Genomic DNA, 14,027 nt, shown 5'->3' on the forward strand with positions numbered 1-14,027 from the left:
ACTCGGTTTATATAATATATATTTTATAAATATTCTATACAATTTTATTTTATATACATTTTCTATTATTTAGTATCAATCAGTTTTGATAGTTTCTTAGTAAATTCTTGGGCTGCATCATACCCCATTCCTCTTTGTCTAAAATTCATTGCTGCTACTTCTAGTATCATAGCAGTATTTCTTCCAGGCTTGACAGGAACAACTAACTTCTCTACATTAACACCAAGTATTTCTTCATATTCTTTATCTAATCCAAGTCTATCATAGTACTTATTTTCATCCCAAGCTTCTAAATGTACTACTAAATCTATCATTTTAGAATTTTTGATAGCTCCTACACCGTATAGGCTTCTGACATCTATTATACCTATTCCTCTTATCTCTAGGAAATGTCTTATTAATTCAGGAGACTGACCCATCAACATACTTTCATCTAGTTTTCTTATTTCTACAGCATCATCTGCAACTAATCTATTACCTCTCTGAATTAATTCTAATGCTGTTTCTGACTTTCCTATACTACTCTCTCCCTTTATCAAAACACCTATACCATAAATATCAACTAAAACTCCATGAATCGTTGTATGTGGTGCTAACTTATTATCTAAATAATTTGATAATCTATTTATAAGTCTAGTTGTATTTCTGTTTGTACTTAAGAGTATTCTCTTATACTTTTTAGCCTTTTCTATTACATCTGGCTTTATTTCTAAATCTCTAGAAATTATTAAAGCTGGTATTTCATATGAAAAAAATCTATTTAGTACCTCTTCTCTAATTTCATTATCCATCAATCCAAAGAAATTATATTCTGTCTTTCCAACTATTTGTATTCTCTCATATGCAAAGTAATCAAAATACCCTGCAAATTGTAAACCTGGTCTATTTATATCTTGAGAGTAGACATAATAATCTACATCATCAGGCATGTATACTACTTTAAGTTTTAAATCTTTTATTATTTCTCTTATTGATACTTTATTGCTAGTTTCCATTAATTTTCTTCCTTCCTAAAAAAATTATAAACATTCTCTGCAATGCTTTTATTCATTCCTTCCACTTCTAAAAGTTCTTCAAAGGTAGCTTCTTTTATAGCTTCTACATCTTTAAAATGACTCAGTAGTGCTTTTTTCCTTTTTTCACCTATCCCTTGTATATCATCTAAGATAGATTTTGTCAAAGCTTTATTTCTTAGACTTCTATGATATGTTATTGCATAATTATGAACTTCTTCTTGTATACTAGCAATAAATCTATATAAACTAGTTGTTTTATCCAACTCGATTTCTTTTTCTTTACATATTAACCCTTTAGTTCTATGCTTATCGTCTTTGTACATTCCCCAAAGTGGTATGTCTACATCATTAAGTTCTAATACTTTTTTTACAGCACTAACCTGTCCCTTTCCTCCATCCAACAATATAAGGTCAGGTAAATTTCCATGTTTCAATCTTCTATCTACAATTTCAGCCATAGAATCATAATCATTGGGTCCAATAACCGTTTTTATTTTATATCTTCTATACTCTTTTTTATCTTTTTTAGCATTTGTATAGACTACCATAGAACCAATTGAATCTACTCCTTGTATATTTGATATATCAAAAGACTCTATTCTTATCGGCAATTTTTCTAAGTTTAACAATCGTTTTAATTCTTCTAATGCTCCAATACTTTTTTCATATTTTCTTTTGTTCATATCAGAAAATTTTTCAAGGTACTCTACTGCATTTTTTCTAACCATTTCAACTAGACTTTTTTTCTCTCCTTTTTGTGGTACTCTTATTGTTACTTTTTGTCCTTTTTTAGACGATAGCCATTCTTCTAATATACAACTGTCTTCTATCTCATCTTCTATAATTAGTTCTTTAGGTATATACTCTTGTTCATTGTAAAATTGTTTTACAAATGAACTTAATATAGAAGCTCTTGGACTATCCATTACCCCTTCTAGGATAAAGTGTTCTCTCCCAACAATCTTACCATTTCTAATAAAAAATACTTGTACACAGGCTTCATTATGAGCTCTTGCCATGGCAACTACATCCTGATTTAAATCGGTTACAGTAGCATCTATTTTTTGTTTTTGTATCATTTCTTCAAGACCCTTTATTTTATCTCTATATATAGCTGCTTCTTCAAATCTAAAATTCATAGAACTCTCATTCATCTTTTCTTTTAAGAGCTCCATCAACTTTTCTTCTTTCCCAGATAGACACATTATAATTTCTTCTATCATCTTTCCATATTCTTCTTTAGATACTTTTCCTGTACAAGGCCCTAAGCATTTATTTATGTGTAAGTTTAAACAAGGTCTTGTTTTATTTTTTATTGCTTTTTCTATATCTATTTTACAACTTCTTATTGGATAGGTACTATTTATAAGGTCTAAAGTATCATTTACCGCAGTTATATTGGTATATGGTCCAAAATACTTTGCTTTATCTTTAAGCACTCTTCTAACCTTTAAAATTCTTGGATAATCTTCATTTGTAGTTACTTTAATATATGGGTAAGTTTTATCATCCCTAAGTAGCACATTATACTTTGGTCTATATCTTTTTATTAAATTACATTCAAGTATTAATGCTTCCAACTCTGAATCCGTTATAATATATTCAAATTTATATATATTTTTAACCATAGATTTGACTTTAGATGTATGGTTTTTTGAAGATTGAAAATACTGCCTTACTCTATTTTTTAGAGATATAGCTTTTCCCACATATATTATGTGGTCGTATTTATCCTTCATTAAATATACGCCAGGCTCAGAAGGTAATTTTTTTAAGTGGTCTTGTATATCAAACATCTCGCCCTCCAAAACATTAAATTTTATATTAAAATTATACCCTAAAATATGAAAATTAAAAAGTTATTCAATTTCCAGCATTGTACACAAGTTAAAGTCCATATCATCTTCTATAATTGATTTAAAAGCAATCTCAAATACGAAGAACAATATGGACTTTATGTTTGGTAATTATCTACAATTTATTTTTATATATTTACAGTTAAAATTTTACACAGTTTGTACAACCTAAGAGAAATATTTCTTTAAAAATTGACCTGTATAAGAACCTTCAACTTTAGATACTTCTTCTGGTGTTCCAGTTGCAACTATAGTTCCACCTTTATCTCCACCCTCTGGCCCTAAGTCTATTACATAATCACAAGTCTTTATAACATCTAGATTATGTTCTATGACTATAATTGTATTTCCTGTATCTGCTAATCTTTGTAATACGTGAATTAACTTATCTACATCTGCCATATGAAGTCCTGTAGTAGGTTCATCTAATATATATAAAGTCTTTCCTGTTGGTCTTTTACTAAGTTCTGATGCTAATTTTATACGTTGTGCTTCTCCTCCAGACAATTGAGTTGAAGGCTGTCCCAATTTAATATATGAAAGACCTACATCCATTAATGTATCTAGTTTTCTTTTTATGTTTGGTATATTTTCAAAAAACTCAACAGCTTCTTCTACATTCATATCTAGTATATCAGATATAGTTTTATCTTTGTATTTTACTTGTAATGTTTCCCTATTGTATCTTTCACCCTTACAAACTTCACAAGGAACATATACATCTGGTAAAAAGTGCATCTCTATTTTTATTATTCCATCACCTTTACAAGCTTCACATCTACCACCTTTTACATTAAAACTAAATCTTCCTTTTTTATAGCCTCTTGCTTTCGCTTCATTAGTAGCTGCAAAGATATCCCTTATAAAGTCAAATACCCCTGTATAAGTGGCTGGATTTGAACGAGGTGTTCTTCCAATTGGACTTTGGTCAATATTTATAACCTTATCTATATTTTCAATTCCTTTTATTTCTTTGTGCTTACCAGCTCTTTGTTTAAGTCTATTTACTTTACTTGCAACACCTTTATAAAGTATGTCATTTATTAGTGTACTTTTCCCAGAACCTGAAACACCTGTTATGCATGTAAACTTACCTAATGGCAATTTTACATCAATATTTTTTAGGTTATTTTCTGATGCTTTGACTACTTCTATAAAACTTCCATTTCCTTCTCTAGTAGTCTCAGGAACTAATATTTGTTTTTTTCCACTTAAATACTGACCTGTTATTGAGTTTTCATTTTCTATTATTTCATCTAAAGTCCCTTGTGCAACTATCTCACCACCATGTATACCTGCACCAGGACCAATATCTATGACATAATCAGCTTCTCTCATTGTATCTTCATCATGTTCTACGACAATTAAAGTATTTCCTAAATCTGTTAGATGTCTAAGAGTGCCTATGAGTCTGTCATTATCTCTTTGATGAAGACCTATACTTGGCTCATCAAGCACATATAACACTCCAACTAATGCTGAACCTATTTGAGTTGCTAACCTTATACGTTGTGCTTCTCCTCCTGAAAGTGTTCCAGCTTTTCTTGATAAATTCAAATAATCAAGACCAACATCTCTTAAAAACTTAGCTCTTCCCTTTATCTCTTTTATAATCTCATGAGCTATAAATCTTTGCTTTTCTGTAAGAGTTATATTTTCCATAAAATCTATCAATTCATTAACAGATAAGTTTGTTACTTCCATTATATTTTTTCCATCAACTAAAACAGATAAAACCTCTTTTTTAAGTCTCAATCCCTTACATTTTGGACAAGGTCTTTCTGCCATATACTCTTCAATTTTATCTCTCATATACTCTGAGTTAGTTTCTTTGTATCTTCTCTCTAAGTTTACTACTACACCTTCAAAATATGATTTATAATTTCTAGTTCCTCCAAATTTTGATTCATAAACAAACTCTACCATTATATTATCCTTACCATAAAGTAACTCTTGAACAAAATCTTCTGGTAAATCTTTAAATGGAGTTGTCAAAGATACATTAAAATGCTCTGCTAAACTTTTTATCATTTTGCTATAATAAGTATCGTCGTTGACACCTGTTGAGCCCCATGCAGCCACTGCACCTTGTTTTATTGATAAATCTTTATTTGGTACAACTAGTTCTGGGTCAACTTCTTTACTTTCTCCAAGACCATTACAAACATCACAAGCACCAAAAGGAGCATTAAATGAAAACATTCTTGGAGATAATTCTTCTATCCCAATTCCATGTTCTGGACATGCAAATTTAGTTGAGAAAAGAATCTCTTCTCCATCTATTATCTGAGCTATTACAAGACCATCAGATAGTTTAACCGCAGTTTCAATTGAATCTGCAAGTCTAGATTCTATTCCATCTTTAACTACTATTCTATCTACTACTACTTCTATACTGTGTTTTTGGTTTTTAGTTAAAACAATATCATCACTTACTTCATAGTTTTCGCCATCAACTCTAACTCTTACAAATCCTTCTTTTTTAATATTATCTAAGACCTTTTTATGTGTACCTTTTTGACCTCTAACAATTGGTGAAAGTATTTGCAGCTTCGTTCTATCTGGAAAATCTAGCATTTTATCAACTATTTCTTGAATAGTCATTTGACTTATTTTTTCACCACAAGTAGGACAATACACATCACCTACTCTTGCAAATAATAATCTCAAATAATCATATATTTCTGTTACTGTTCCAACTGTAGAACGTGGATTCTTTGAAGTAGTCTTCTGGTCTATTGAAATAGCTGGTGATAAACCTTCAATATACTCTACATTTGGCTTTTCCATTTGCCCTAAAAACTGTCTAGCATAAGCAGACAAACTCTCTACATATCTTCTTTGGCCTTCTGCATATATCGTATCAAACGCCAAAGATGACTTTCCAGAACCAGACAATCCTGTAAAAACTATAAACTTATCTCTTGGTAAATCTAAATCTACATTTTTTAAATTATGCTCTTTTGCTCCTCTTATTATAATTTTATCTTCCATAACCTTGTTTTTACCTTTCTATTTTTCCAATTTTTCTTCCAACTGTTTTACCTTATCTCTTAATTCGGCCGCTCTCTCAAATTGTAAGTTTTGAGCAGCTTCCATCATCTCTGATTTTAATTTTTCTATATTATCTTTTATCTCTTCTTTATCATCTGTATCAGTTATTCCATATACAACTTCTTCCTCTGCTACCTTAGTTGCCTCTATACTATCTCTTACACTTTTTTGTATAGTCTTAGGAGTTATGTTGTGTTCTTCATTATATAAATTCTGTATAGCTCTTCTTCTTTTTGTCTCATCAATAGCATTTTGCATTGAATCAGTTATCCTATCAGCATACATAATAACTCTTCCATTTTCATTTCTAGCTGCACGTCCAATAGTTTGTATTAACGCTGTTTCGGAACGTAAGAAACCTTCTTTATCTGCATCTAAAATCGCTATAAGTGAAACCTCTGGTATATCTAGACCTTCTCTAAGTAAATTTATTCCTACAAGTACATCAAATTTTCCTAGTCTTAAGTCTCTTATTATCTCTGTTCTTTCTAATGTAACTATATCTGAATGTAGATATTTAACTTTTATTCCTATTTCTTTAAGGTAATTAGTTAAGTCTTCACTCATTTTTTTAGTCAAAGTGGTTATAAGCACTCTTTCATTTTTTTCTATTATTTTAGTTATTTCTCCTACCAAATTGTCTATCTGATTATTTATAGGTCTTACTTCTATAATTGGATCTAAAAGACCTGTTGGTCTTATTATTTGTTCTGCTATAGTTTCGGAATGTTGAATTTCATAAGGACCTGGTGTAGCACTTACAAACAACATTTGATTTATATTTCCTTCAAATTCTTGAAAATTTAGTGGTCTGTTATCAAGTGCAGAAGGTAATCTGAATCCATTTTCTATAAGAGAAGTTTTTCTTGACCTATCTCCTGCATACATTCCTCTTACCTGTGGAATAGTAACATGTGCTTCATCCACAATTATCAAATAATCATCTGGAAAGAAATCCATTAGTGTATATGGTCTTTCTCCTTCTTCTCTTCCAGTAATATGTCTTGAATAGTTTTCTATTCCCTGACAAAATCCTATTTCCTTTAACATTTCTATATCATACTTTGTTCTTTGCTCAATTCTTTGAGCTTCTAAAAGTCTATCATTTTCTTTAAAATTCTCGATTTGTTGTTGAAGTTCATCTTCAATTTGAACAATTGCGTTTTCAATTCTTTCTGGTGTTGTTACATAGTGAGATGCGGGGAAGATAACAACATGATTTCTTGTCCCAACAATCTTTCCTGTTACATAATCAATTTCTGTTATTCTATCTATCTCATCACCAAAAAACTCTATTCTTATTGCTTTTTCATCATTACTAGCTGGAAATATTTCTAATATATCCCCTCTAACCCTAAAAGTCCCTCTTGTAAAATTTATATCATTTCTTTCATATTGTATCTCTATTAACTTTTTTATTACATCATCTCTATCTCTTTGCATACCAGGTCTTATAGATAACATAAGTTCTTTATAATCTTTTGGGTCTCCCAAACCATATATACAAGATACTGAAGATATTATTATTGTATCTCTTCTCTCTAAAATAGATGCTGTAGCAGAATGTCGAAGTTTGTCTATTTCGTCATTTATACTTGCATCTTTTTCTATATAAGTGTCACTGTGAGCTACATATGCCTCTGGTTGATAGTAATCATAGTAACTTACAAAATATTCAACTGCATTGTCTGGGAAAAATTCTTTAAACTCACTATAAAGTTGTGCTGCTAGTGTTTTATTATGAGCCATTATTAGGGTAGGTTTTTTAACTTGTTGTATTATATTTGCCATTGTGAATGTTTTTCCTGAACCCGTTACACCTAACAATGTCGAAAATTTTTCATTTCTATTTATAGAATCCACTATTGATTTAATAGCTTCTGGTTGGTCACCTGTTGGTTTGAAGTCTGACTTTAGTTTAAAATCCATAGTATCACTCCTTCTTTTCGAACATTAGTTCCTAACATGTATTATTATATCATACCTTTCTAGAATTGTTTCAGTTATTTTAAATATTTTACCCATTTAAATTTTACTTAAATCTAAAATATAAAAAAAGACTTCTATCTTTATAATAGAAGTCTATAAGTAATGGAAAATAAATACTTTATCAAGTTTATATAATGAAGTCAAATGCTTCTTTTTCAACTCCGTCTAGTTTCAAATTGAATAGTTTTAATATAGTTGCTGCATGAGCTCTTAAGTCGCCTTCTTCCTCTACTACACCTGTTTTTATTTTAGGTCCAAAAGCTATAAATGGAGGTCTATTACCCTTAGTAGGTAAATGACCATGTGTAGCCACAGCAAACTTGTAATCTTTTATATCGGAATCCTTTATAATATTTCCTTCTAAATCATTTCCAAATGAAATTCCTTCAATTCCTTCAATTACCAGTTCAAAATCGCCTTCAAGTCCAAGATTGGATGCTTCTTCTCTGGTAAATATATTCTCTATAAATAATTCTTCTTTAAACTCTTCAAGCAATGCTCTTAACTCTTCTAGTCTATTTGAGTTATTTACTATTATCTGTGCTGATATGCCTGATGAATTTACATAGGCATCAAAATTCTTAACCTCATCATTTTCTACTGTTATAAATCCATGTGATTTAAGTAAAACATTTGGATTTACGACTTTATCAACTCTAAGATGGCCATGGTCTCCAAGTATTATAAAATTGGTATCTTCATATGTACCCGCATCCTTTGTAGCCTGAATTATATCTCCTAACCATTTATCATTCATTTTCAGGGCTTCATTTACTTCTTCATTAAACAAACCATGATTATGTCGTGTATGGTCCAAAGTTGCTAGATGTATTAACATTAAATCTGGATTATATTCTTTTATTACATCTACCGCACAATTTACTCCAAATAAATCCATATTAGGCTCTAATTTCCAATCAATATAATGGCAATGTCTATCATAAATACTATCCATTATAACCTTACTTGAACTTTTTTCAAAGGTTTCTCTTGGGTCATCTTCTCTATTAGGAGCCCATATCTCTGCAATGTTATAATCTATATTTAGATTTGCACCCATTACAGGCCATAAGATACTAGAAGTGGTCAAATTATTTTCCTTTGCTACATCTATAATTGTCTTTACTTTTATATCTTTTGAATACCAATACCAATCTTTATTTTCTTTATTTGGGTCAAATTTTTCATTATGATATATTCCATGTTTTTTAGGATATACCCCTGTGACCATACTTGTATGACAAGGATATGTTAAAGTTGGATATACACAATTTATATTTTTCACCATAGAACAATTTTCTAAGATAGATTTAAAATTTGGTAGATTCTTTACAAATTCTAAATCTTTTTCAAATAAAGAATCTACTGATAATACTATAACTTTTGTCATTTACATTACCTCTTCATTCATATATTATTGAATACTTTCAATCAAGCTATAATCTATATATGTTACAAATAATATTTTATCAACATTTTATACATCTCTATAATTATTTATTAGTCTTGTCTATTACTGCTTGCATTGCAGAAGTTCCTTTATTTACTGCATCTTTTGGCGCCACATTTAAATCAGTAAGACCTTTTTTAATCTCATCCATTAACTTGTCAGTTGCTTCTTTATATCCATTTAGCATTGGAAGGGCAACAGCATATTGTAATTGGTCAGTTGCAACTTTATATTGTGGCTTTTCTTTATACAATGTTTGTAATTTTTCTGATTTAGTTGCATCTTCAGTTGTTGGTAGATATCCTGTTGATGAACTAAATTGAACTATTTTATCTGTTTGAGTCATCCATTCTATAAATTCTGCACTTGTATCTTTCTCTTTATCTGTTCCACCTTCAAGCATAACTAAGTTTGCTCCACCTGTAGGAGTTGCATATTTTTGATTTTTTGGTAAAAATGCTGTTGATATTTCAAACTTACCATCTGTTTGTTGCATAAGACCTGCTAAATCTGCTGTCGATGTAAATATCATACCAACTTTACCATTTACAAAATCTTGCTTTGCTACATCCCAAGCATTATAATCTTCACCAGGTGGCATTTTCATTACTCCAGATTTCATCATATCTTGCCAGAATTTAACTGGTGCTTGACCTGCTTCATTATTAAATGCTACTTTTTTTCCATCAGTTATTTCTCCTCCACTTTGCATTACCATCGCTTCATAGAACCAAATATCTATTGGAGTTTCAAATCCATAAGTATCTTCTGATTTATTTGTCATTTTACTAGCATATGTTTTAAGTTCTTCCCATGACTTTGGCCCTGAAGGGTCAAGACCTGCTTTAACTGCCATGTCTTTATTTATGTATAATATCGGTGTGCTTCTATTAAATGGCATCCCAACAAATTTATTTTCATAATATGAATTTGTTAGAAGACCAGAAAAGAATCTTTCTTGGTATGCCTTATCAAAGTATTTACTCATATCTACTAAAGCTCCTGCTGATGCAAATGTACCTGTTTGAGTTATTTCTAATAATGTTACATCTGGTTGGTCTTTAGAAGTTAATGCAGCTTGTAATTTTGTTGCATTTTCATAATAATCTTTTTGTTTTAGCATATTCACTTGTATATCTTTATGCTCACTATTAAACTGGTCAACCATTTTTTGTGCAGTTTCACCATTAGTTCCACCCAAAGGTGCCCAGAAATCTATCTTTGTAATATTGCTATCTGTCTTTTCTCCTTTAGATGTATTTGAGTCATTAGAATTTGAACACCCAACTAAAGAACCTACTAATAATGTTATTGCTAATCCTGTTGCTAATTTTCTTTTAAGCTTCATTTCCATCCTCCAAATTTAGTTTTTGACTTTTTATTTTATTCCTGAATACATAAAAGCTTCTTTTACTTTTTTATTTGCAAATATATAAACAAGAATTATTGGTAAAATTAAAATTATATTTCCTGCCATTATTACATTCCATGCAGTAATTCCTTCTGAAGATTTAAGAAGAGCTACTCCGATTGGTAAAGTTCTTATTGCATCTGTATTTGTCATTACTAAAGGCCAGAAATAGTTATTCCAGTGATATATAAAATTAAATAATATAAATGTTATTACTGCTGGTTTTGCCATAGGAACCATTATTTTAAACATTATTTTTAAGTCCGAAGTATTGTCTAATTTAGCTGCTTCAATAATCTCATCTGATATCTGCATAAAATTTTGTCTAAGCAAAAATATACCAAATGAAGATGTCATAAATGGAATTATAAGTGGCACATATGTATTTATAAATCCAAATTTACTCATCATCATATATACAGGTAAAAAAGTTACTTGTGGAGGAATCATAAGTCCTATGAGTAATAGTCCAAACAATACCTTTTCACCTCTAAATTTAATCTTAGAAAATGCATAAGCTGCAGGAACCATCACTAAAAACTGTATGATTAAAATACTACCTGTCACAAAGATACTATTTAATAAATATCTAAAAAATGGCCCTGAATTCCATGCTGTAGTATAATTTCCTAGTACTATATCATTTGGTATTATTGTAGGTGGTAGTTGCATCATTTCTTGTGGGTTTTTAAAAGATGTCGACAACATCCATATAAAAGGGAATATAAATATTGCAGATAAAAGTACTAGAATTAATACTTCTATTGATTTTGATACTATTTTCTTTATATCAGCTTTATCTTTTTTAATAGGTCTTATAATATCCATTTTGTCCTCCTTTTTAATACGCCTCATAATATATATTTTTCTTTATTGATAATGAACTTTTTTTGATAATAGTCTGAAATTAGCATATGTAGCAATCATAACTATAGCTAATAAAAACATACTTGCTGCACTTGCTTGCCCTATATCGTAATATATAAATCCAGACTCATATATATAATAAGATAACATGTTGGTTGAACCTAATGGACCACCTTGTGTCATTATGCTTATTTCATCAAATACTTGAAATGATGCTGTTGTTGTTGTTATCATGAGAAAAAATATTGTTGGCGATAATAGTGGTAATGTTACCTTAAAGAAATTAGTTACCTTGTTTGCATTGTCTAGCTTAGATGCCTCATATATATAATTTGGTATCGATTTAAGACCTGATAAAACTATTAAAATATTATATCCCAGAGTTTTCCATATGCCTATTAAAATCAATGACATCAATGCTGAACTTTCACTTGAAAGCCATTTTGATGTTGGTAAGTGTAATACTGACAGTACCCAGTTTAAAAAACCATACTGAGGTTCCATAATCCAAAGCCATAATACGGCCACAGATACAAGTGAAATTACATGTGGTGTAAAGATTATACTTTGTGTTAAATTGTGTATTATAGAGTTTTTGTTTAACCAAGTAGCAAGTACTATAGCTAGTGATATAGATATAATTACCATAAAAAAAGTATAAATTGCTGTATTTGTTATAGTTTGTATAAACTCTGGATTTTTTAAAAGCTCTGTGTAATTGTTTAATCCTACATTTTCGAAAGTTGAACTAAGAAGACTTCCTGATTTGAAACTCAGCGATATTGTCTTAATTATTGGATATACTATAAACAGTAAAGTTCCTATAATTGCAGGTGTTATGTACAAATATGCTTTATTAAATTGCTTTTTCATAAATATCTCCTTTGATTTTAGAATACATATTCTTACATTCTTTTATATCATCTATTCTTTGCCCATCTTTATCAAAATAATATAAATCCTTTTCTAATACATTTACTTTCAAAGTTTTCCCTATATCAAATATATCGTTTTCTGTTTTAACCCTTACTTCACTGTCAAGAACAGATAAACAGTATATAGTTTCGTTTCCTAATACTTCTTTAGTTATAACCTTTCCAAGCAAATTAAAAGCATCATCATTTTTTATATCTATATTTATACTTTCTAATACAGCTTTTTCAGGCCTAAATCCAAGTTTGATATTATCCTTCATATTTAATATGTTCATACAAGGATTTCCGATAAATTGTGCCACAAACAAATTTTTAGGGTCTTGATATATTTTTTTTGGAGAACCTATTTGCATTATCTCTCCTTTGTTCATTATAACTATTTTATCCGCCATTGACATTGCTTCGACTTGGTCATGAGTTACATAAACAAATGTAGATTTTAACTTTTGATGTAACTGTATTAATTCTGTTCTCATCTGATTTCTTAGTTTTGCATCCAAATTTGATAATGGTTCATCCATTAAAAATACCTTTGGATTTTTAACCATCGCTCTAGCCAATGCTACTCTCTGTCTTTGTCCTCCAGACAAATTTCCTGGCTTTACATTTAAATATTCTTGTAATCCAACTATATCAATAACCTCTGTTATAAGTTCTTCTCTCTTTTCTTTTGGAACTTTTTTATTCTTTAGACCAAATTCTATATTTTCTCTAACAGTCATATGCGGATATAATGCATAATTCTGAAATACCATAGCTATATCTCTCTTACTTGCATCAGTTCTTGTTACATCATTTTCTTCAATTTTCAAATTGCCTGAAGTTATATCTTCAAGCCCAGCAATCATTCTTAGTGTAGTAGATTTTCCACAACCACTTGGGCCTACCAATACCGTAAAAGAACCATCTTCTATAGTAAGGTTCAAGTTTTCTATAACAGTGTTCTTTTTATCATAAGATTTTGTGACATTTTCTAGTCTTATATCTGCCATTTTTTATCCTCCTCAAAATACTTTGTTTAGTTATACGATTTACTTATAAATTAATAATACTCTTTATTTGTAAAGGATATATTAAGTCAAAGTGAACATATAGTAAATTTATTAAAATAAATGTTAAATCACATATATTTTCTGTTAAATTATACTAAACTTAAATAAATATACTGACTATAAGATAGAATGAAAATAAATAAAATAACGGATATAGAAAATTAGACATAATAAAAAAGACCTCTATGGGGGATAGAGGCCTTTAAGTGGGGGAGATTGAGTAATTTATTTTTGCTATTAAGTTTTACAATTATATTATGTCCCAAATTTGCCATGTCTAAACACAAAAAATAAAACTTTTTTATTTTTTATAAATTTACACAAAAAAAGATTACGTGGCTACGTCCTACTCTCCCAGGCAGTTTCCCACCAAGTACCATCAGCGCTAGAGAGCTTA

General features: G+C 29.8%; 9 protein-coding genes. All 9 read right to left on the bottom strand.

From position 1 onward, the window contains the following. Positions 1 to 65: 65 nt before the first annotated feature. A complete protein-coding gene (gene hprK, locus KGF36_RS17710) occupies positions 66 to 995 on the bottom strand; it encodes an HPr(Ser) kinase/phosphatase (protein WP_227435572.1) in 930 nt (309 codons plus the stop codon). After that, a complete protein-coding gene (uvrC, locus tag KGF36_RS17715) occupies positions 995 to 2,812 on the bottom strand; it encodes an excinuclease ABC subunit UvrC (protein ID WP_227830039.1) in 1,818 nt (605 codons plus the stop codon). The genes hprK and uvrC overlap by 1 nt, the downstream gene beginning before the upstream one ends. A gap of 228 nt (positions 2,813 to 3,040) precedes the next feature. Further along, complete coding sequence (uvrA, locus tag KGF36_RS17720) at positions 3,041 to 5,866, bottom strand: excinuclease ABC subunit UvrA (RefSeq protein ID WP_227830040.1); 2,826 nt, start codon at positions 5,864 to 5,866, stop codon at positions 3,041 to 3,043. 18 nt (positions 5,867 to 5,884) lie between these two features. Beyond that, positions 5,885 to 7,855 (bottom strand): excinuclease ABC subunit UvrB, encoded by a 1,971-nt coding sequence (gene uvrB / locus KGF36_RS17725; RefSeq protein ID WP_227830041.1) that lies wholly within the window; start codon positions 7,853 to 7,855, stop codon positions 5,885 to 5,887. Between the two features lie 187 nt (positions 7,856 to 8,042). Then, positions 8,043 to 9,305 carry an ectonucleotide pyrophosphatase/phosphodiesterase gene (locus KGF36_RS17730; protein WP_227842533.1) on the bottom strand — a complete coding sequence of 421 codons (1,263 nt, stop codon included), beginning with the start codon at positions 9,303 to 9,305 and terminating at the stop codon, positions 8,043 to 8,045. A 103-nt stretch (positions 9,306 to 9,408) separates the two neighbouring features. Next, positions 9,409 to 10,713, bottom strand: coding sequence for an extracellular solute-binding protein (locus tag KGF36_RS17735; protein WP_227842534.1), 1,305 nt, complete (start codon positions 10,711 to 10,713; stop codon positions 9,409 to 9,411). A 30-nt stretch (positions 10,714 to 10,743) separates the two neighbouring features. Continuing rightward, on the bottom strand, positions 10,744 to 11,604 hold the full coding sequence (locus KGF36_RS17740) for a carbohydrate ABC transporter permease (RefSeq protein WP_227840595.1): 861 nt from the start codon (positions 11,602 to 11,604) through the stop codon (positions 10,744 to 10,746). A gap of 42 nt (positions 11,605 to 11,646) precedes the next feature. Continuing rightward, the gene (locus KGF36_RS17745; protein WP_227840596.1) at positions 11,647 to 12,516 is read right to left on the bottom strand and encodes a carbohydrate ABC transporter permease; all 870 of its coding nucleotides are present in this window, start codon (positions 12,514 to 12,516) and stop codon (positions 11,647 to 11,649) included. After that, a complete protein-coding gene (locus KGF36_RS17750) occupies positions 12,500 to 13,570 on the bottom strand; it encodes an ATP-binding cassette domain-containing protein (RefSeq protein ID WP_227842535.1) in 1,071 nt (356 codons plus the stop codon). Before KGF36_RS17750 ends, KGF36_RS17745 begins: the two co-directional genes overlap by 17 nt. Between the last annotated feature and the right edge of the window lie 457 nt (positions 13,571 to 14,027).

Source organism: Clostridioides sp. ZZV14-6009 (assembly GCF_020658095.1).
Lineage (GTDB): Bacteria > Bacillota > Clostridia > Peptostreptococcales > Peptostreptococcaceae > Clostridioides.

Excerpts from the sequence above, each read along its gene's own strand:
- hprK (WP_227435572.1), bottom strand. The coding sequence starts at position 995 with ATGGAAACTAGCAATAAAGTATCAATAAGAGAAATAATAAAAGATTTA.
- uvrC (WP_227830039.1), bottom strand. The coding sequence starts at position 2,812 with ATGTTTGATATACAAGACCACTTAAAAAAATTACCTTCTGAGCCTGGC.
- uvrA (WP_227830040.1), bottom strand. The coding sequence starts at position 5,866 with ATGGAAGATAAAATTATAATAAGAGGAGCAAAAGAGCATAATTTAAAA.
- uvrB (WP_227830041.1), bottom strand. The coding sequence starts at position 7,855 with ATGGATTTTAAACTAAAGTCAGACTTCAAACCAACAGGTGACCAACCA.
- KGF36_RS17730 (WP_227842533.1), bottom strand. The coding sequence starts at position 9,305 with ATGACAAAAGTTATAGTATTATCAGTAGATTCTTTATTTGAAAAAGAT.
- KGF36_RS17735 (WP_227842534.1), bottom strand. The coding sequence starts at position 10,713 with ATGAAGCTTAAAAGAAAATTAGCAACAGGATTAGCAATAACATTATTA.
- KGF36_RS17740 (WP_227840595.1), bottom strand. The coding sequence starts at position 11,604 with ATGGATATTATAAGACCTATTAAAAAAGATAAAGCTGATATAAAGAAA.
- KGF36_RS17745 (WP_227840596.1), bottom strand. The coding sequence starts at position 12,516 with ATGAAAAAGCAATTTAATAAAGCATATTTGTACATAACACCTGCAATT.
- KGF36_RS17750 (WP_227842535.1), bottom strand. The coding sequence starts at position 13,570 with ATGGCAGATATAAGACTAGAAAATGTCACAAAATCTTATGATAAAAAG.